A 19,444-nucleotide genomic window follows, 5' to 3' on the forward strand; every position below is an offset into this window, starting at 1 on the left:
GCGCCCGGCGCGCTTGCCCAAAACGACCGATCCGACTACCAATCTCAAACCCGCAGACTCTCGTTATGAACGAGGGACCCGAGGGGGGCAGGTCACCGGGCATGGAGTGAGTATGCCTAATTCTCTAGAGTATAAGTGCCCTCCTGTTAGGTAGCTACCACAAGGCATGATGGCAGATGAAGCTGTGTTGCTGATCGAAAATAGTAAGCGGACGAAGTTTGCTGAGAACTTGGAATACGACCGTTTGTCTAGCGGCTTGACCGAAACGGTGTTCAGCTAGACGGCATGGAACAGTGGGTAAGTCGGCTCACTGGACCTCGAAGCCAGTGCCGGCGAAGGTCCGGCCCAACCCAACTTTACCAATTTCTTTGTATTGCAGCGAACGTCGGCTCAACTCCAGTCATGCCGTTTTAGCTAAGCTTTAGCCCTCTTAATCATGGGTACACTTTGACTAATATCCTCCACTAGCGACTGCAACGCGTTGCAGCTCGAAATCCCCGTCGCGCGATTATAGTGCTTATACGCAGTGTCTAAGGTCGTATGACCCAAGATGTCGCGAATAATGTTCGCGTGGTTGGGGTCGAGTTCGGCAATGCTCGTCGCGGCGATATGCCGGAAGGCATGCGGGCGCAGCGCGACGCCCAGGTATCGTTTCGTTATCTTAGGCAACTCCCGAGACAATCCGTCCTTCGTAATGCCGTTTCCGTACTGGTTGATCCAAAGGGCCGCCGACTTGCCTTCATCCAGCAGAATGGGCCGGTAGTGTTCGAGGTATGCCCGCATCGGTTCGATAAGCACGACAGGTAAACGGAAGCACCGCGCCTTGCGATCCTTCGTGTCGGCAGCGCCAAACTGCAAGGTGAAGCCATCCGTGGTTGGCAGTACGTGGATGCCCACGTTCATTGCCAACAACGTACGGCGGCGGACAGGGCAGTTTGCCAAAAAACCGATCATCAGGGCTTGCCGGTATCGGATCGCCTGCTTCTTTGCCGAAAACCGGTTGTCGAGCGCCGTCTCCTCCATGAAACGAATACTCCACCGCAGAATCTCCGGCCCCATGATCGGGTGGGGGGCTGGCAGACTGTGACGGTTGGCATTTTGGGCAAGGTGCTTGACGACCGTGTCCAGCCATTTCCAGTCCTTCTTCGGCGCTATGGATTTCGCGAGGACGTAGATGTCCGTTACAAGGCTTTGCACCGTGCGCGGCGCAAGTCGCATCTCGCACTCTGCCACGAAGGCTCTGACCCTTGCCTTCTTGATCCGTCGGGCCGGTGTTTTCTCAAGAGCGGTCTCGTCTGTCCGTAGAAGGAACGATAGCCATTGACCGTAACTCTGGCTGCGCTTCTTGCGGCTCCCGTCCGACCATTTGGCGCAGGGTCCTACATTATCGAACGGGCCTCCCGACAGGAACAGATCGCTCCATGCCGACTGATCAACCTTAGGCCAATCATCGAGCTTCAAAACAAAAGGAATGTGATCAGTCATCGAAGCCTCCAAATTTAACGAGGATTGCGCTGAACATGTCATGGGCGTGCTGACTGTTCAGTTCGGCATAAAACTTGAGGGTCGTCTTGAGGTTCTTGTGCTTCAGCAAACGCCGCACGGTCTCGTATTGTCCGGGATGGGCGTCGAGAAAAATCTTGGCCCCGAAATGGCGGAACAGATGTGCGTTCATCTCGATGCCGGTCTCACGGTAAATGCAGGCCATGAGATCACTGCTGAAGTTATCCGGGGTCCGTGGCAGGCCGTCGCTTTCTTTCGGAAACAGGGCTGTGCCACGGACAGCAGACAGCGCCCCGCGAAACGTCGTGATGTAGCGGTGAAGCAGGGTAGAATTGCCGTTGTTCAAACTAAACTCGATGGGCTCGCGGTTTTTGACATCGATGCCCTCAATCCGAAAGCCGTAGGTGGTATGCGTCCCGTTGCGATGCGGAACCAGATGAAGGTTGAGATCGAGGCTTGAAAGGTTCTTCACGCGCATCGGGCAGGACAGCAGTATAGTCATCGCTGCTGCGTGCATTGCCAGAAGTGCGCTGCTGCGCCGCGCAGGATCGGCTATTGCCCGCTGCATCAGGATGCGCGGCAGCGAGACAATGCGCGCGATATTCATCTCGTCATCGAATTGCATCAGCCGCCTCGCGTTCTTCGGGCACATGCCGGTCAGTGGCACAGACGCCTTCACTTTAATATCCACGACTTTTTCGAGCTTCTTCTTGCCGAGCTTCAGATGGTGCCGCGCGATGACTGTCAGCGTTGCCGCGATATTTTGAGTGCTGCCCGACACATCAGTCGCACCACGCCGTTGCATGTGCGCCGCCAAGCCAGCCTTCATCATTTTGGGCGTCACGATGACGGACAGGGAGCTGAATTCCGCGGGATCAAAACCGCTGTAGACGAGGGCATCGAGAAATTGCCGAATATGGGCTTCGGCGTTGCGCACCGAAGTCGGGCGCAGAGGCTTGAGGGACCGGTGCTTGCTGAACGGATCAGTGATGGTGCGCCGCTTCAGATATTTGGTAATCTCCACTTGAAGGGTCAGGGGATAGTCCGTCAGCGGGCGGCAGCGGTATTGCGGGTTCGGGGCGGGCGTGAGCTTAGCTAAAGTCAGGTTGTTCTGCTCGACAATCCCGTTCCAGGTCTGCGTCATTGCCTTGCAGATCTTGGCGGGGTCCTTACCGAGGTGCCGCTGATCCAGATACGCTTGAAATGCTGACATCACCGCGTCGCACACATCTTCAGGCTCAAGGCGGCGGCTGCAGCAATAGGCGGCGAAACGTGCCAGCGCCCATTCCTGATGTTTGGCTCCTGCATGTTCGAAGAATGCTGCCCAGTTTGCGGTGCGGGCGGTCGCCGGAAGGCCACGCGGGAACACGCGCGTCACCGAGAGCGCCTTCGCAAGATTAGCTTTGACGTTGATCAAAGACTTTGCCGAAATGCCAGCTTGGACAGGATGAATGTTGGCGAGGATGCTACGGAGGGCGGGGGCGTCTGTCGGCAAGTCAGCCGGAACGCGGTTCACGAATTTGGAGATGCGGTTGATCGCGGAAATTAAATCGCGGCGGCGGGTATCGGGAAGATTAGGCAGCGCCTCCAGTTTGATGATGACGTCTGCGAGGGATGTAGGGGATTGCTCGAACGGCATAGGTTCAGTCCTTCAAAAAATGGGGGAGGGGGACAACTTGGGAAGGTTCGGGAAAGCTCGGCCCAATTGCGGACATTCGGGGCATCGCCGCCTCGAATTTATATCCAAAATTGGTAGGCCCGTTCTCCCGAGAGATGGGAAAACGGGGCGTTTTGAGAACACTAGAGGACATGAGCCGCAACTTGATTGCCGCGTGCCGCAAGATATGCCCGGAGGTCCGACCGGGCGATGCGCCAGTCCCGACCGAACTTGGTCGCGGGCAGTTCGCCACTGGCGATCCGACGCAGCACGGTCTTGGCGCAAACGCCCATAAGCGCACCGACTTGAGCAACGCTGAGATAGGTGGCATTTGCGGGGAAGGGGAGCTTGGTCATCTCACTGCTCCCGCGTCGCGGGCGTGCAACCCGTTGCAAAGTCGACGCGCGCAGCCTCACGCGCCAGCAAGCGCACGAGGTCGGTAAGGATGATGCAGGGGGAGGGGGTGGCCGCCTGTGTGGCGGTCAAGGTGGCAGGACTTGTCATGGCAAGGCTCCAAGAGATGAAACCGCGAAGACAATGAACTGAGAGGGGGACTGCTTAGGACGGCACAGACACAACTCACAGGGCCCCAAGGGACCAGTTCATTGCTTCCAAGTGCCCTGGCAAGCGCCAGTATTCTCCTAGAAACGCAGCGTAGCCGTTGTGGCTACACCTGCAATATGACGTCTGGTAGGTTCATTGACAAGAGGGCTTCATCAAGGCCCGGACGGGCGGGAAGCTGCCGTTGGTTGCGATGTAAACAAACGACTGAAATGGGGCTGACAGGAGACAGGCGGCCTTCAGTCTCAAATCTTCCCAACTGGGCTCTTATTTTGCATAGCCAGATAAAATTCCCAACGCTCCGCAAGAGCCCCAACATTAGGTCCGCTGGTGCCGTTGATTAAAAGCAAAGCGCCGTCATAGGCTGCGTAGCCGGCGCAGAGGCAGGCCGGATTGAAAGAGACGCGCTGTGTAACAGGATCGATTCCGATAAAACCGAGATCGAAGAGTGTGTGAAGATCGCTGCGAAGCAGCAGTCCGTTTCCTATGCCGTTGTCCTGACACGCCGCATATGGCCGAATATGGGCAGCTTCGACCGCAGGTGCAAAATCATATCCGCTTATCTGGCAGCGCTGGCCGTACCGTTGGATGAGTCTTTCACGGAATTGCAACTGCCCACGGCGCAGGCTAATCTCCCGAAGAACACGCCTTCGTTCCTCAATTCTGGACGCGGGAATTTCAGGTGGCGTCCCCGGACCTTCCTGATAAGGCACAGAGAGCTCCGCGACAAAGCGCTTCATAAGAGCGTCGATGGCAATGTCCTGACCCAGAAAAAGTTCGAGACGGGCAAGATCGAGCTCCTTAATTGACATCTGATCGCTCGGGCGGAGAACCGCCTCATGCAGACGCGCGATCGTCAGATCGGAATTTACACGCCTGAATGAACCCCCATAGTGTGCCTCATAGGTTGTCACTGAGACAGGTTCGTTAATTGGCTCTTTGAAGAAGTGCCCGTTCTTGCATCTCCACGGAGGCAATTGCGTCAGTCGACGCTTGATGTTCGTTACATGGCAACGTGGACAGCGCAGCCGTTCCTTCTGGTCGGTTCCTTCACGAATACGCTCTATCTCGGCTATGCCGAGCACTTCTGAGCGCGAGCGTATAAAAACGATGTCGCCTGGCTCAACTTGTCGATGATTGGCGACGTTGCTGTCGTACCGGTAGACAGCTTGAGGGACATCATCATATCCGCTATTACCACCGTACTGCCGGACACCTGAGATAGTCAGCAGTGACCATGCCCGCTTCATGATGCGCCGTTCGAAGTAGCCGACGAGGAAAGCTCAGCGGGATCGGTCTGAATAACAGCGAATTTCAGGCTCTCGAGAATGTATTCCACAGGATCTTCGATACTATGATAGCGATCCGGCGCATCTACAATGTAGGTGCGGAGAATCGCATGCAGACCGTTCAGTGTGCGAAAATCCCCTTGGCGCTGTTCCATCAGCATCACGGCATTGATGAGCTGGCTCCATGAGGCGAAAACAGTATCATCGTCGAGGCGGACGGATCGAAGCGACCATGCATGATGCCGCGCCAGTATCAGTTTCCGGATACGGTTTATGCGCATCCCCCGAGGAACGCGGAACGTTGATCTGAGAGTCTGCTCATCAGTTGAGCTCAGCCATAGGAACACCGTATCAAGCCAGCGGACTGATTCGTCGCGGAACCGTCCCATGCGAGATGCCTCCACCCGAAAATCGCCATGCGTAGCGTCCTGAAACTTCAACTGAATAAGCAGCAGGTGGCCGTGCTGCAGATCGATAGCAGCCAGATCAACATCAGTAAGTTCTCTACCCTCTTTTCGAAGTCTTATATTCCGACGCATTTCCAGATTGGGGAATGACGACCCCAAGAGTTTTTCCACGGCAGTTTGAAATGAGCCTTCCCTCAGCTGCTGATGTGCATCGTATTCCCGGGGATAGGCGCGTCTCAGGGCGCCAAGCAGAAACTCCATCTGACGATACCTGCCGGCTAGGCATTTTACGATACCGCCATTGGCGAACTCGATTATGCAGGGCAGCGCGGGAAAAGCTCCGTCGAGCAAATCGGCATTGCGCGGAGTGATGGCGATTATTTCATAGATCTGCTCCGCTTCGTCCTCTGTGGTGGTCGTGTAGTGGAGGAATTTGCGACCGAAAAGGTTCAAGGCCTCGCGTAAGGACGTTATCAGTTCGGCCCGGTCCGCGGATATTGTCAGAATATCCTCCATCCGGATTTCTGGATATTTTTTCACCATGCGCTGGCAGAAGACTTCATGCTTCCGGCACAGCGAAATAATAAAAGCGGCTGCAAGTGTGTATTTCAGATATGTGATTCCACCGAATTCACGCAGCTCATTGAAGGAATCAAACCCAGGCTCACTCCTCAGATCACTCCAAGCGATCTGAAAGTAGTGTTCATCGAGGAACGGGTCCGCATCATATCCTATAAAGTGCTCGAGGGAGATAAACACGTTCTCGTCATGCAGCTCGTTGACGACCCTCTGCAGATTGCGACCTTCCGCCTGTTGCATGAACTCATTCCGGATACGAGCATATTCCTTGGCAAAGTGATCGTTGACGTCGTCCTCAACCGCTCCGTGATTGGCGATTTCTGCCGGCAGAATAAATTCGTAGCGTCCTTCGGCGCTGCGAGTGACCTTGCAAATTCCCGCAAATGCTGCATCCGCCATACGGCGCCCATGCTGAATAATCCCGAGATGGCTGACGAGTAACAGAACTTCCCGGTACGGTCCGTTCTGCCGTCTGAAGGTCAGGGCAGGTACCGGAAAGCCGCCATGCATCTGAAGTGATAGCCGAATCAGCCGCGCTACACCCTGTGAAATAATTATATAGTTTTCGGCCTGCTCTGTTGTCAGCTCCTTTTGTTGCCGGTAATTCCAGACATACCAGTCAAGCTCATTGATTGCTGTGCGAAAAGCCATGCCGATCCGATCCGAGGCGAGGTCGCGATTGACACTTTCCTCCTCCAGCAAAAGCGCGGCGTAGAATTCTCGGATGATCTCTCTCTCTTCAGGCGTCATGTTTCCTCAGCAGCGGCAGCACGGCGGTTTGCTTTAGACGGAGCGGCAATCGCCTCCGAGGTGAACACTCCCCCTTCGAACGTGGCAGATATGAAAAAAAACAGTGTATGCATTCGTCCACTTCGGTTGCGGTCACATCTGCGTGCGGCAAATGTCAGATCGGCGTTCGCGGACATGTTGAGCGACCACGCTGTCATGCGCAACTAGGCGCGCGCCTGCGGATAGCGCAGCGCGGCCAGCAAGGCCGCTCGATCACTACAGTGTTGGTTTCATGGCCCCGAAAAGGAAACGGCTCTTCCGCTCAGGATCGACGTGCGTTGTCGTCGCCAATCTCGATCTGAAGTTCTTCTGTTCGCAGCCAGATCGACAAGCTTTCCGTCGAGGCTTCCACCTGTTCCGGCCTCCTGAGGGCGCACTCCCATACCGTCGCCACACGCCACCCGTCTTCGAGGAGCCTTGTGTGAAGGGCACTGTCTCTAGCGGTATTCGCGTCGAACTTCGCCCGCCAGAACTCCGGCCGGGTTGCCGGTACGGTCGTATAGCGGCACCCCTCGTGTCGGTGCCAGAAGCAGCCGTGCACGAAGACTAGGGCGTGGTGCTTCGCAAGGACAAGGTCCGGTCGACCGTGAACCTTGCCGGAGTGAAGCCGGAAGCGGAAACCGCGCGCATGTAATGCGCGCCTAAGAGCCAGCTCGGGTTTGGTGTTCTTTCCCCTGATTCCCGACATCATCCGGGAACGGGTCTGCTGATCCACGATATCGGTCATATCCGTCCTGGTCTTCGTCCGTGCACCTGGTATACACCGGCTGAATGAAATGCGTCAGGAGCCTGATTTGCCTTCCACTTTCGGCATTGTCGATCTGTTTGCCGGCCCGGGCGGACTTGGCGAAGGGTTCGCTTCCTTCGTCGAGGACGGCCATACGCCGTTCCGGATCGGCATTTCGGTCGAGAAAGAGGCGTCGGCCCATCGGACCCTGACGCTGCGTGCCTTTCTGCGCGAGCACCGTGCACGTCATGGCGTGTTGCCGAAAGAGTTTGTCGATTTCCATGCCGGGCTAGCATCCGAACCGGACTGGTCAGCCGTCGATGCCGAGGCGTGGCAGCATGCGATCGAGGAAGCCCGCGCGCTTGAGCTCGGCACCGGGGCTGCGGCGACCGCCATAGATGACGCTATCGCAACGCTGAAAGCAAAGTACGACGACACGATCCTGATCGGTGGCCCGCCATGTCAGGCCTATTCCTTGGTGGGGCGCGTCCGTTCTAGAGGCAAGGTCGGCTACGTCCCGGAGGAGGATGCGCGGCACTACCTCTTTCGTGAGTACATCCGGGTACTCGACAAGCTTCGCCCGGCCGTCTTCGTTATGGAAAACGTCAAGGGCATGCTTTCGTCCACCGTCGAGAGCCGGCTTGTCTTCGAGATGCTAATGGAGGATCTATCGTCGCTCGGCACCGGGCATGCCCATCACTACGAACTTCGTGCGGTCCGGGTAGAGGATGGCAAGGCCAGCCTGCAGGCGGCGGCGCGGCCTTCGGATTTCATCGTGCGCGCCGAGGCATTTGGAGTTCCGCAGCGTCGCCACAGGGTGATCATAGTCGGCATCCGGTCGGACCTCGCTGAACGGGCTAGCGATGCCCAGATCGCTGTGTCGGGCAGCATGCGGACCGTCCGCGAAGTCATCGGAAAAATGCCCGCCTTGCGGAGCGGCATCAGCCGCGGACTCGACGACGCATCCGCTTGGCGGGAAGAAGTCCTTGGCGCTGCGAACATGCTGGCTGGCATTTTCAGGGGGAAGGACGACCGGGCGCTCCGTGCAGCGTTCTTGGCCGTTTCAGGGCAAGTGAGGGAAAATTCGCCTACAGTTCGTGCCTCGTCACGGTTGCCAGATGACTATGGGATTTCGAGCGATGAGTTTCTGCAGTGGATCGAGCGACCGGAACTTCTCGCGATCGCTCAGCACAAGACGCGCGGGCACATGGCGTCGGATCTGGGCCGCTACCTGTTTGCTGCAGTGTATGGAGCCGTCCGTGGCTGCAGCCCGAAGGCCGCCGATTTCCCTCTGGTGCTCAGTCCCAATCACCGAAACTGGCACAGCGGTGTCTTCAATGACCGCTTCAGGGTTCAGCTGGCGGACGAGGCCTCAACCACGGTAACCAGCCACATCTCTAAGGATGGCCATTACTTCATTCACCCTGATCCGATCCAATGCCGGAGCCTGACGGTTCGCGAAGCCGCGCGGCTGCAGACATTTCCTGACGATTACCTGTTTCTCGGCAACCGAACGCAGCAGTATGTCCAGGTCGGAAACGCTGTGCCGCCGTTCTTAGCACGTCAGATCGCAGCAATTGTGAACGCCATGCTTCGAAAGGAGGCACCTAGCGAACGTGAGCGTTCGTTTTAGCGAACGATTGACAGTCGTTCGCTGAAATGAGATATATTGTCCGTGCCAGCATACGGCGCTGTGTGTAACCTATCTGGATAGAGCGTAGGGGCGAGGCAAATACCGAGCAGTAGTATCGTTGGGCCCAGTCCACGGCGAGTCTGTGAAAATGTCTCTCCGACTGCGACCGCGTTCCCTTCCAGATCATCGCGGAGAACCCATGTCGCTCTCATCCCTTCTGAAGGACCTGCGCGTCCAATCGGGCCAATCGCTCCAGCAGGTCGCCGAAAAGGTCGGGTCGTCCAAGGCCTACCTGTCTGACCTCGAACGCGGCTTAGCGAAGAACCCGGGCATAGACGTGCTGAAGGCACTGGCCCAGAACTACGGCGTTTCCGTTGCGACGCTGATTGGCGAAGCCGACGCGGCGCCGTTGCCCCCGCCCGTGGCGGGTCAGGTCGAGGCATGGGTCAGCAACATCCGGAAGGAGCAGGCTGCCGGGCTGGATCTCGAAACCGCGGCCAACGAGGCCCGCGCGTCCTTCGAGCGGCTTCTTGGCCCGCTCGACCCGCAGCACGAGGCGAACTGGAAGGCGGCTGTCAGAGAGCTTGAAGCCGCGTTCGAGCGGAAGATCGAGTATCTTGGTAACTTTTCGCTTCGCAAGCCGCGACGGCCGCACTGGTATGATGGTCCGCGCGCAGGCGATCTGCACTGGCCGAAGCTCGAGGCCTTCCTGCTGTCTCGCAAGGGCTGGTCGAAAGAGACTGTTGCGAGCATCGACGCAACATCGACGGAGGTGGTTTCGCTTCTCGAGAATCCCGCTCAGAGCGAGTTCCGGGGCCGAGGATTGGTGGTCGGCTATGTGCAGAGCGGGAAGACTGCCAACATGGAAGCGGTCATCGCCAAGGCGGTCGATGCCGGGTACCGCTTCGTGATCATCCTGACAGGCATGACGAATTCGCTGCGCACGCAGACTCAGGATCGCATCGAGTCCGATCTGGTCGAGCGCAACAAGTACGGGTGGCACAGCCACACCACAAGCGACTCCGACTTCCGGAAGCCAGCGAGTAAGTGGTTTTCGATTATGGATCCGGTGCAGATCGCTGCTGTAAAGAAGAATGTAGCGCCACTTGAAGCGCTTCTCGGTACGATCGAGAAGACGCCGCCAACGCACCGCGCGCGCATGCCTGTGCTTATTGTAGATGACGAATGCGATCAGGCTGGAGTCAACGCGACCGGCAGTCAGTACAACATGACAGCGATTAACGCGCTCATCCGGAAGATTCTTGCTGCATTGCCAAAGGTTCAATACGTCGGATACACGGCGACGCCCTTTGCAAACGTGCTGATCAACCCGGAGAAGCCGACCGGCGGACTGGACGACCTATATCCCGAGGACTTCATCACGAGCCTGCCAAAGCCCGAAGGTTATTTCGGTCCGGAGAGCCTGTTCGGGCGCGACCCGATCGATGCCGATGACGAGAAACCGGAGGAGTCCGGACTCGACATGATCCGTAAGGTTGATGACCCCGAGGTAGCCCTCGTTCGACCACCGTCAGCGAAGGACCGGTTCACCTTCGAGCCTGGCATCCCGAAATCGCTCGACAAGGCGCTTTCCTACTTCGTGCTTGCAACCGCCGCTCGCTATGTACGAGGGTACTCGCGCCAGCACAGTTCAATGCTGGTGCACACGACGGTCTACACGCACCCACATCACGCGCTTGCCGACAAGATCGCGGCTTGGCAGAACGGGCTCGTCAAAAAAATCTCGAAGGGCGATGAGAAGACGTTCGATAGACTTGAGAAGCTCTGGCTCGAAGAGGTGGCCAAGGTCGATGCGGGCCGCTTCGGCCTTGCGCCGACATCATTCAGCGCGCTGAGGCCTGAACTCGAAAAGGTCCTCGAAGACATCGCGATCGTGGTCGAGAACAGCGACAGCGAGACGCGGCTCGACTACGCGTCGGGGCCGAAGAAGTACATCGTGGTCGGCGGCTCGGTGCTTGCGCGTGGACTCACCATCGAGGGGTTGGTCGTCAGCTACTTTGTGCGCTCATCGAACCAGTACGACACCCTCCTTCAAATGGGCCGATGGTTCGGATATCGGCCCGGTTACGAGGACCTCCCGCGGATCTGGATGACCGACGACCTGCGGACATCGTTCCGCGATCTGGCGACGGTCGAGGCCGAGATCCGGTCCGACATTCAGCAGTACCGCAAACGCGAGGTGACACCGGCGGATTTCTCGATCCGGGTGCGACGCATCCCTGGTTTGGCCATCACCGCTGCCAAGAAGATGTATGCAGCCAAGGCTTGCGACGTGAGCTTCTCGGGAGAGCACATCCAGACCATACGCTTCCCGCAGCGTGACAAGGACTTTCTTCGGCACAACTGGGAGGCTGCGGCCGAGTTGGTCGATGCGGCAGCGAGCCAAGGTATCAAGCCTGCGCGGCGCGGTCGTCTGATCGAAGGCGTATCCTTCGATCTGGTCATGAAGTTTCTGGAGACCTACAAAAGTGACCAGCGCGATCTGATTTCGGGCAAGCTGTTGGAATACATCCGGCTCGAGGCGAGTCGGGCCGATCAGCCGTACGAAACCTGGAACATCGCGATCGTCGAAACAGGCGGAACCCGCCGCTCCGTTGAGCCGCTAGGTGCCTTCGGCAATGTCGGCCTCGTCAACCGGGCACGCCTCAAGGGACTGACACGCGACGGTCTCGCCGACATCAAGGCTCTGATGTCACGGGACGACGTGCTTATGGACGTCACCGGTTCGCCCGATGACAGGTCTTGGGACAGCGTTAAGGAATTCCGTCAGGCGCTGATCGGTGACCGGATTCCACTGCTGCTCCTTTACGCAATCGATGAGGCGTCGGTACCCAGGTCTGAGAAGCTGCGCGAACCCCTTGGAGCGGTGCGCGACATGCTGGGAATTGGCCTCGTTCTGCCAGAGCGGGGCGCGAAGACAAGCTATGTTCGCGTCCCGATCAACCAGGACGACGGCGACGAGGAGGACGTTCAGGCAGACATCGACGGCGATGCCGGACAGGCTGCGAAATGACGGACGGAACCCGTGCGGGCATCGGCTGGGAACGCCTGCGGCAGGAGTCAGGTGCGCAGGCGAGTGATCTGGGCGTGCCCTCCCTGGTGCTTGACGCCTCGGCTGGCGCTGGCCCGGCCCGCCTCGCGATAGGAGCTGAGCGTGAAGCGCGGCTTCTTGTTCCGCTCGCAGCCGGTGAGCGGTTCCCGATGGTCCACGATACGCACGGTCTTGAACTCAGGGACAGCGTGCTTCTGTTGCAGGGACTGCCGGTCCGGTTCATCGATGTCGCCTGCCGCGGCGAGCGTCTCGAGGCCGTTTTCGAGAAGCTGGTCGATGAAGTCGTTCGGCGCCTGAGGGGGGGCGCCGCGCCGGCGAACGCGCTCGAGGATGCAATCACCGACTTTCGCAACCTTCTCTCAGGCGCTAACCGCGAACGTCCTTCGATCGAAACAGCACTCGGGCTGATTGGCGAGCTCATCATCCTGAACCGGCTACTTCTCGTTGAACCCGACGCCTGGCAACTCTGGACCGGGCCCGCTGGCGGCCGCCACGACTTCCGTGGCGGTGCTCGGGCGATCGAGGTCAAGACTTCGCTTCGTGCCCAGTCCCGGATCGTGGAGGTATCTGCAATTGACCAGCTGGCAGCGCCCCCCGGTGGACATCTGCTGCTAGCGCACTGCGCGCTCGAGTATGACGGGGCTGGGCCTCTTTCGGTTGTGGGTGAGGCGACGCATGCGTGCACGATCGCAAGCGATCCTGCCGGCGTGGCCGATCGGCTCGCCCTGCTTGGATATGACCAGGCCCAGGCCGATGAGTGGTCCTCGTTCAGGTTCTCCTTGTTCTCGCAGGAGCTCTATTCGGTGACCGACGGCTTTCCGCGGCTCACTCCCGCCTCGTTTGCGGAGGGAGAACTGCCGGTCGGGGTCAGCCACTTCCGCTACCGGGTGAATCTCGATTTTGCGTCGGAGTTTCGAGTCAGGCCCGCCGAGGCCGACAATGCGCTTCAGGAGATAGTGTCATGTCTAAGCCTCTGAGTCTTCATGCGGAATGCTTCGCGGCTGCAGGTGGCATGGCTGCCGATGGCATGAAGAAGCTTCTGGGCACACCTGCGCTGTCCCTGCTGGAGACGGTGGTGAGGGAGACGGTCCAGAACAGCTGGGATGCACGGCTCGTCGAGTCCGGCGTCGGCTACAGGATTGGCTTGCGGGAGCTGCGGTCCGAGGAGGCTGCCATTCTCCGCGATGAGGTTCTCGCCAAGCTCCCTCCGTCCAAGGAGTCCGCAGACCCACTGCTTGCCTACCTCTCCTCGAAGCATCCGGTCGTCATGGAGATTTCCGACTGGAGGACCCGTGGCCTCGGCGGTCCATCTCGGGCGAACGTGCTGCCGAAGCCAGGGGAGCACAACGACTTCGTGAATTTCGTGCGCAACATGGGTGCACGTCGTGACATGGCGGGCGGTGGCGGCACTTATGGTTATGGGAAGAGTTCGCTCTATCAGCTTAGTCGATGTGCCACGGTCCTCGTTGACTCGGTCTCGCTGACTCCTTCCGCGCGGATCGTTCACCGCTTCATTGGATGCCACTTGGGCGATGCCCACGACAGCAAGCGCCATGGCCGGCTGACCGGTCGCCACTGGTGGGGCGTGGCCGATGCCGACGACGCGGACGTGGTCGATCCGGTTACTGGTCGCAGCGCCGTTCGGCTGCGGAAGGCGCTCGGGCTTCCTGATCGGGGAGCCGACGCCACGGGAACAACGCTGGTCGTGCTCGACCCCGATCTCGAGGACCGCCCGATCGAGGCGGTTGTGGCCGAAATCCAGGAAGCGCTTCTCTGGTACCTCTGGCCAAAGATGCTCATCGGCGCCGATGGCCAAAGGGCCATGGCCATCGAGGTCGAACTCAACGGAGAGCTGTTGCCGCTTCCGGCAGCCGAAGATTTCCCGCCACTTGACCTGTTCGTTGAGGCCTATCGCACCGTGAAGGCTGGAGGGCCAAACCTGACCAGGATCGCTTCCGAGCGGCCCATCCAGCACCTCGGCCTCTGCTCCATCAGACGCGGCTTCAAGAGGCCTCGGCAGTTTCTCGGCGACCCCGCTGACAGCATCATTCCGGCCACCAGTGCGCACATAGCCCTAATGCGTCCGGTTGAACTTGTCGTGAAGTACATCGAGGGCACCCACCTGCCAAGTGACACCGTCGAATGGGCCGGGGTCTTCATCTGTGACGACGATCCCGTGGTTGAGCAAGCTTTCGCCGACGCTGAGCCACCTGCCCACGACGACTGGATCCCGGACAAGATGCCGAAGAGCTGGGCAAAGACCTTCGTGCGGGTTGCGCTGGCAAGGCTGAAGTACCTCGCGGCATCATACGCATATCCGGCTTCGTCCTCCACGTCCGGAGCATCCGAGCAGCCACCGCTTGCCAAGGCGGCCGACCTTCTCGGCAGCTGCATGCCCACAATCGGAGGTACGGGCGGCGGTGGCGGCGGGTCGCGCGGCCGCGGAAATGGCCAAGGCGGTGGTGGTCGCGGCGGAGGCCCTAGCTGGCGGGTCAGCGAGCCACGTTTCGTAGCATTGCAGGAAGGCGCTACCGGGGCCGAAGCGCTCTTCGAGATCGACGTGGACAACAATACGGAGCGGGCAATCCGCCTTACCGCCATACCTGCTCCTGTGATTGATGGTGTCTTGGCAGGTCCGGACGAGGGTGACGTCGTAGTCACGTTCATATGCTGGGAAGATCAGGACGGCAATCAGCTGACCACATCGCCTGAGCTGGTTGCAACGCCGGACGAGAGCGGCAGCTTTCGTGCGCGGGTCATCGTGCCTGATGTTGCAGCGGCCGGAGTGCGAGTGGCGGCAGCTGAGCAGGCACCGTCATGACGGCAATTGCCTATCCCTTCCTTCGTCCCGGCCCCGACCGGATCAGCGCCGGGCCTTGGCTCGTCACGCGTGACGGCGAACCCTGCGTCTTCGCGGACGGCCACCTCGATCACTTTGACTACTCGACCAACCTCGAGGCAGTTCGTCATTTCGAGGTCGATGTGGAAGGGGTAGCCGCTGACACCGGGCTTAGGGCCGACGAGATCAAGCTCCTCTGCGTCGTCACTTTCGGCACCGGTGGCCGCCGCCTCCAGCGCGCGAGAAGAATTGTTACCCGGGAAGTGATCCAAGCCGGTCGCGAGGCCATTGTACTGGCGCTAGCAATCGAAGGTCGCGAGGTCTCAGAGCTCTTCGTGCTCACGACCGAAATCATCCTTCTTTCGTCGGGTACAGTTCGTCGCCGGGTCTCACCAGTCACGACAGGTGCAAGACTTTGGCGAGACGAATTCCGCGCCGCGGTGGAACCGCTGGGTGCGCGCTTCCCGATGGAAGCCATGAGCTTTGCGACTGTGTTCCCGACCGGCCATGGTGATGCACTCTGGTACCTCGACTGGTCACCGCAGACCCTCCACCATGACTTCGCGACGTCGGTCCGACTGCTGATCAACCTGGACAGGCCGGCCTTTGTTGAAGCCGTGCAGCAAGCGGACGAGGTCACACTGAGGATGCTAATGTGCTCGGTAACCACCCAGATGGTCAGGTCGGCCATCGATCTTGACCATTTTCCGCTGGACCAAACGGAGGCCAGTCCTTCCTCGGTTTCAGCTGTTATCGAGGCATGGGTGGAGCAGGCGTTCCCTGGTCAGTCGGCGGAGGCTGTGCGGACGCTGGCACAGCATGACCCCTCACGCTTCGAACTCGCGATCGGAAGCCTCTTTGCAGGAGAGCTCGGCAATGAGTGAGTTCCGCCTCATGCCCCGCCTCGACAATCACGGCGTTCGGCGACTGATTAGCCTGCCAGACTTGCTGCGAACAGGCTCCATCAGCGAGCGAATGGAGGCGGCCGGCACTTCGGTCTCATATGCGTCCAGTGGCGGATCGCGAGCCGACGCGGCCGATCTGAAAGTACTTCAAGAGCAAATCGTTGCCCTTGCCAAACGCTTCGGATTTCCGAACGAGGGTCGAGCCGCCGGCAGGGCCTCGTTCGATGCAGAATGTGCGCAGTGGCTGGTGGAGGCTCCCATCATCAGCGGCGGTGAGGCGTTGCGGGATGATGTCTGGGCATTCGTTGCATGTTGTATCGCCCCGGAGGTGGTGCTCTGGCGCTTCGAGGACGGCCACGCTGATCGCTTCCATGGTGGTCTGCGCAACACCTTCCAGCGGCTCTGGCTCCGAGCACGTTCGCTGGATCGGGGCGCAGGAGCGCCGCAACGGTGGCAACTCGTCGAGGCGCTGTCGGAGGATGCGGTGGTTCAGATTGTCGAAAGGCCGTCGATCGGGGCCGACCCCACGCTCGCTTGCGCAATTGCGGAAGCATGGCTAGCGACTGCGGCCCGGATTGGTGCGAGCCGAATGGAGGATGTGACTCGCCGAGCGGTGCGGAGAATCAGGATCGACAACGAGATTACGTGCTTGGCCTCGTTGGGTGAGCCAGAGCTTGTCAGGCGACTGGAGGCATTTTTCGACAAGGCTGCGTTATGACCTTTGAGGTGCTTCCCATTCCTTAGACAGGATCTGGCGCTTCTTAAGCTCTGATTTGCTCCTGCTGATCGGGTTGCGCTGCTTCGATTTGCAGTGAGTAGATCACTGTCGGTGGTTGGCCGCCAAGGGCTTTGTGCGGGCGGCGGACGCCACGCGACAGCATTCACCGTAATACCTATCGTTAGCGTCTCCGCCACGATCCGGACCTTCATCTCATCAGGCCACTCCCGGTTCCGAAGGCCTCGACCGCCAACCGGGAGAACCTCCAATGTAGTCTCCATGGAGACAATGTATTCCAACAATCACCAAGGTCCAAAGAACCGATCAGGATGAAAGCCGGAAGGTGGGAGGCAGGAAACGCTTACTGCGATACTAACATCCGAATGGGAGTTTTTTCTCAAGCGCACTTGTCAGGTGGATGGGGATGACGAGCTTGTCATCGCCAGTTTTAAATGACTTGGCGGCGGTCCAAAGGCGTCTATCAGCGAACGACTACTTTTAGAAGCTGCACTGCAGCGTCGTATACGCAGCCTCAGGCCCCCTAAGGGCCGCAGATAGGGAAATGATCACTTCTTCTGCGCGCATCGAACTAGGAGATAAAGCGTTTCGTTTCTATCATTTATCCAAACGTTTCCAACTTGCAAAAATCCGACTTGTTGTAAAATTCCGTTCTTCATCGCAGGGTTACTTGTAGTGGCAAAAACGCCTTTTCCCTCAGCGAGTTCCAACACGTTGTCGACAAGCTTTCTTCCGATGCCGCGTTTCCCATGATCAGGCAACACAGAAACATAACCCAACTCATACGGATAATCTTCGTGCGCTAGCGGGTGCCCTGCCTTGATGCGGCTTTCAAGACCAGACCGATATTTGTCAGAAGGTATCTTCAAAGCTGCCACGCCAATCGCCCGTCCATCAGACTCAGCAAATATGATTTTCGCGCCAGGGCGATTTACTCCTAGTCGAATGAAGTATTCATCGACGGCACCACCTGACCGAACCAGTTCAACGAAGATATCCACGTCACGCTTGGTTGCATCCGCGCTACTAAGAACCCTGTATTCTGTCATGTTGATCCAACTAGAAAATACACTCTCATCCTAACTGTAGGTCGGACGTCCGCTTTGAGAAAGCTGCATCGCAGCGACGCTGATCCATACATCCGGCAGCTTTGGACCGAGAGCCGCGCTCGCTACCCTTCAGGCCATGCAAAACAAGCTTGGCGATGTTCCAATACTAAGACGTCAGTATCGACTCCATGCTTCGCCAAACCTTCATCCACCATTCCTCTTTTGAAACCGTATTCAGCTTCACCTTCGCGGTCTGGTGGCACATCAGGGCCCAACTTGACCTCATTTTGTCGCACCACCAGAGAGGGGAGTTGGGGCAGCCCGTTGGCTGCACAATGGCGAATAATTGACTGCATCAGTCCGTTATGACCGCCAATTTTACGGTAGTAGGTGGACCATTCGGCTTTAGGATCGTTTATACATGCCAACGCCAATTCTTTATAGCTGCAAAGTCGCTTTTCCTCCGCCACCGACGTTAGGAAGGCGATAGCACTAGGGATATGGAAGTGCGCCTTTACCTTGGCGGCACTCCGTTCCGCAAGAATTTGCTTGGCAGCGATTAGGTTTTCCTGCTGTTGCGGAGTTAGCTTTGGGGCGGCCTCGCTGCGCCTGATAAGTGTGTCCAACGCTTCATCACTACGATTACTAAGATAAACCGTCACTTAATCACCATCCTTGCAATTCGCATTTGCACTCAGTGCGGCCGTTTGAAGCTTTCAATTCCAACAATCGGCTTTAATCTTACACCACCGCCGCTCCATACGCGCTGGTACATAAATGGATATGTCGCCCAGCATAGGGACATCATGCGACTTCGCCAATGTCCGCAATGGAGAAGCCGCACTGCGGCCACAGGGAACTACTCGAGCGTCTGCTTTGGGCCGGAAGTGTCCCCCGAGGAGGTTCTGGTTAACGTAGAGGTGTATGCCGCTCTAGCAGGCTAGGCAACTCAGTATCGTTCGACATTGGTGGCTGCGCCCTCCCGCAACCACCGACATCTTACTGCAAATCAAAATGGCCTCCCTCGGGAGGCCTTTTGCATTCAAGCCCCCGCCCTCATTCAGAAAACACCGCGCCGCCGAGCTGCGGATCTCCATCCGCAGCCCGTCCGGGGCATCGGGGTCGGGTGACAGGGCCACCGTCCCCAGCATCGCCCGCAGCACCGCATTCGCTTCGATCACGGCACCCGCGCCGGTCAGCAGGCTCTCGAGCCGGGCGACCTGGGCGGCATAGCCTGCGACGAGCTCTGCCGCCGTCGGCAACGTCGGCGTCGGTGCATCATGCTGTGCGGCGGCGAGGGCCTGTTGCAGGCGACTCCGGTCGGCTTCCCGGTCCTTAAGGCGTGCCAGCAGCGACGCGCTGTCGTTGGCCTGCTCGAGCAGGTTCAGCAGGCGATCGATCGCCAGATCGGCCTTGGCGATCTGGGCAGCGAGGGCGTCACGATCGGGGCCGGTAGTGGCGGCAGCCTCGGCCATCGCACGGAGCACCTCCTCCGCGAAATGCTCCGCCAGGTCCGAATGGATCAGCCCGGCGCGGAGCCGCGCCAGGACGCGCGCCTCGACCTTGTGCCGCATGATCGTCTTGGTGTTTGCGCAGACGGAGAGGCGTTGGTCACCGAACCGCCGACGCGCGTTGGCCAGATCGCGCAACCGACCGCGCAGGACCGTGTCCGGGGGACGCCGAGAGCGATAGCGGAT

General features: G+C 58.8%; 14 protein-coding genes and 1 pseudogene. 6 read left to right on the plus strand and 9 right to left on the minus strand.

Annotated elements, in window-relative coordinates; translation table 11 throughout:
- Positions 1–414: 414 nt before the first annotated feature.
- The 6 genes from BUA54_RS19685 to BUA54_RS19710 form a co-directional block, all read right to left on the minus strand.
- Positions 415–1,485, minus strand: a complete 1,071-nt coding sequence (locus BUA54_RS19685; RefSeq protein ID WP_072858959.1) for a site-specific integrase — start codon at positions 1,483–1,485, stop codon at positions 415–417.
- Positions 1,478–3,142, minus strand: a complete 1,665-nt coding sequence (locus BUA54_RS19690) for a tyrosine-type recombinase/integrase (RefSeq protein ID WP_072858960.1) — start codon at positions 3,140–3,142, stop codon at positions 1,478–1,480. The genes BUA54_RS19685 and BUA54_RS19690 overlap by 8 nt, the downstream gene beginning before the upstream one ends.
- A gap of 161 nt (positions 3,143–3,303) precedes the next feature.
- Positions 3,304–3,516, minus strand: a complete 213-nt coding sequence (locus tag BUA54_RS19695; RefSeq protein WP_072858961.1) for a helix-turn-helix domain-containing protein — start codon at positions 3,514–3,516, stop codon at positions 3,304–3,306.
- Positions 3,517–3,966: 450 nt separating this feature from the next.
- On the minus strand, positions 3,967–4,971 hold the full coding sequence (locus BUA54_RS20700) for an HNH endonuclease (RefSeq protein ID WP_084114685.1): 1,005 nt from the start codon (positions 4,969–4,971) through the stop codon (positions 3,967–3,969).
- Positions 4,968–6,746: a hypothetical protein gene (locus BUA54_RS19705; RefSeq protein ID WP_072858963.1), complete on the minus strand. Its 1,779-nt coding sequence runs from the start codon at positions 6,744–6,746 to the stop codon at positions 4,968–4,970. The genes BUA54_RS20700 and BUA54_RS19705 overlap by 4 nt, the downstream gene beginning before the upstream one ends.
- Positions 6,747–7,047: 301 nt before the next feature.
- The gene (locus tag BUA54_RS19710) at positions 7,048–7,512 is read right to left on the minus strand and encodes a very short patch repair endonuclease (protein WP_072858964.1); all 465 of its coding nucleotides are present in this window, start codon (positions 7,510–7,512) and stop codon (positions 7,048–7,050) included.
- 67 nt (positions 7,513–7,579) lie between these two features.
- On the opposite strand from BUA54_RS19710, the gene BUA54_RS19715 reads away from it, so the two are divergent.
- The 6 genes from BUA54_RS19715 to BUA54_RS19745 all read left to right on the plus strand — a co-directional run bounded on the left by BUA54_RS19715 (position 7,580) and on the right by BUA54_RS19745 (position 16,680).
- Positions 7,580–9,145, plus strand: a complete 1,566-nt coding sequence (locus BUA54_RS19715) for a DNA cytosine methyltransferase (RefSeq protein WP_072858970.1) — start codon at positions 7,580–7,582, stop codon at positions 9,143–9,145.
- Between the two features lie 199 nt (positions 9,146–9,344).
- Complete coding sequence (locus BUA54_RS19725; protein WP_178352808.1) at positions 9,345–12,179, plus strand: Z1 domain-containing protein; 2,835 nt, start codon at positions 9,345–9,347, stop codon at positions 12,177–12,179.
- A complete protein-coding gene (locus BUA54_RS19730; protein ID WP_072858965.1) occupies positions 12,176–13,195 on the plus strand; it encodes a PD-(D/E)XK motif protein in 1,020 nt (339 codons plus the stop codon). Before BUA54_RS19725 ends, BUA54_RS19730 begins: the two co-directional genes overlap by 4 nt.
- Positions 13,180–15,039: a hypothetical protein gene (locus tag BUA54_RS19735; protein WP_072858966.1), complete on the plus strand. Its 1,860-nt coding sequence runs from the start codon at positions 13,180–13,182 to the stop codon at positions 15,037–15,039. Before BUA54_RS19730 ends, BUA54_RS19735 begins: the two co-directional genes overlap by 16 nt.
- Positions 15,036–15,941: a hypothetical protein gene (locus BUA54_RS19740; protein ID WP_072858967.1), complete on the plus strand. Its 906-nt coding sequence runs from the start codon at positions 15,036–15,038 to the stop codon at positions 15,939–15,941. The genes BUA54_RS19735 and BUA54_RS19740 overlap by 4 nt, the downstream gene beginning before the upstream one ends.
- Entirely contained in the window at positions 15,934–16,680 is a 747-nt protein-coding gene (locus BUA54_RS19745) for a DUF6339 family protein (RefSeq protein ID WP_072858968.1), read from the plus strand. Before BUA54_RS19740 ends, BUA54_RS19745 begins: the two co-directional genes overlap by 8 nt.
- 566 nt (positions 16,681–17,246) lie before the next feature.
- Here the strand turns inward: BUA54_RS19745 and BUA54_RS19750 are convergent.
- The 3 genes and pseudogenes from BUA54_RS19750 to BUA54_RS20705 form a co-directional block, all read right to left on the minus strand.
- Complete coding sequence (locus tag BUA54_RS19750; RefSeq protein WP_072858969.1) at positions 17,247–17,747, minus strand: GNAT family N-acetyltransferase; 501 nt, start codon at positions 17,745–17,747, stop codon at positions 17,247–17,249.
- Between the two features lie 122 nt (positions 17,748–17,869).
- A complete protein-coding gene (locus tag BUA54_RS21080) occupies positions 17,870–18,409 on the minus strand; it encodes a hypothetical protein (protein ID WP_143155551.1) in 540 nt (179 codons plus the stop codon).
- Between the two features lie 270 nt (positions 18,410–18,679).
- Positions 18,680–19,444, minus strand: a pseudogene (locus tag BUA54_RS20705) (hypothetical protein); the annotation flags it as partial.

It is taken from the genome of Loktanella atrilutea, from assembly GCF_900128995.1.
Taxonomy (GTDB): Bacteria; Pseudomonadota; Alphaproteobacteria; order Rhodobacterales; family Rhodobacteraceae; genus Loktanella; species Loktanella atrilutea.

Coding starts and splice junctions, on each gene's coding strand:
- BUA54_RS19710 (WP_072858964.1), bottom strand. CDS start 7,512: ATGACCGATATCGTGGATCAGCAGACCCGTTCCCGGATGATGTCGGGA.
- BUA54_RS19745 (WP_072858968.1), top strand. CDS start 15,934: ATGAGTGAGTTCCGCCTCATGCCCCGCCTCGACAATCACGGCGTTCGG.
- BUA54_RS19725 (WP_178352808.1), top strand. CDS start 9,345: ATGTCGCTCTCATCCCTTCTGAAGGACCTGCGCGTCCAATCGGGCCAA.
- BUA54_RS19685 (WP_072858959.1), bottom strand. CDS start 1,485: ATGACTGATCACATTCCTTTTGTTTTGAAGCTCGATGATTGGCCTAAG.
- BUA54_RS19740 (WP_072858967.1), top strand. CDS start 15,036: ATGACGGCAATTGCCTATCCCTTCCTTCGTCCCGGCCCCGACCGGATC.
- BUA54_RS19695 (WP_072858961.1), bottom strand. CDS start 3,516: ATGACCAAGCTCCCCTTCCCCGCAAATGCCACCTATCTCAGCGTTGCT.
- BUA54_RS19705 (WP_072858963.1), bottom strand. CDS start 6,746: ATGACGCCTGAAGAGAGAGAGATCATCCGAGAATTCTACGCCGCGCTT.
- BUA54_RS19690 (WP_072858960.1), bottom strand. CDS start 3,142: ATGCCGTTCGAGCAATCCCCTACATCCCTCGCAGACGTCATCATCAAA.
- BUA54_RS19730 (WP_072858965.1), top strand. CDS start 12,176: ATGACGGACGGAACCCGTGCGGGCATCGGCTGGGAACGCCTGCGGCAG.
- BUA54_RS19735 (WP_072858966.1), top strand. CDS start 13,180: ATGTCTAAGCCTCTGAGTCTTCATGCGGAATGCTTCGCGGCTGCAGGT.
- BUA54_RS19750 (WP_072858969.1), bottom strand. CDS start 17,747: ATGACAGAATACAGGGTTCTTAGTAGCGCGGATGCAACCAAGCGTGAC.
- BUA54_RS20700 (WP_084114685.1), bottom strand. CDS start 4,971: ATGAAGCGGGCATGGTCACTGCTGACTATCTCAGGTGTCCGGCAGTAC.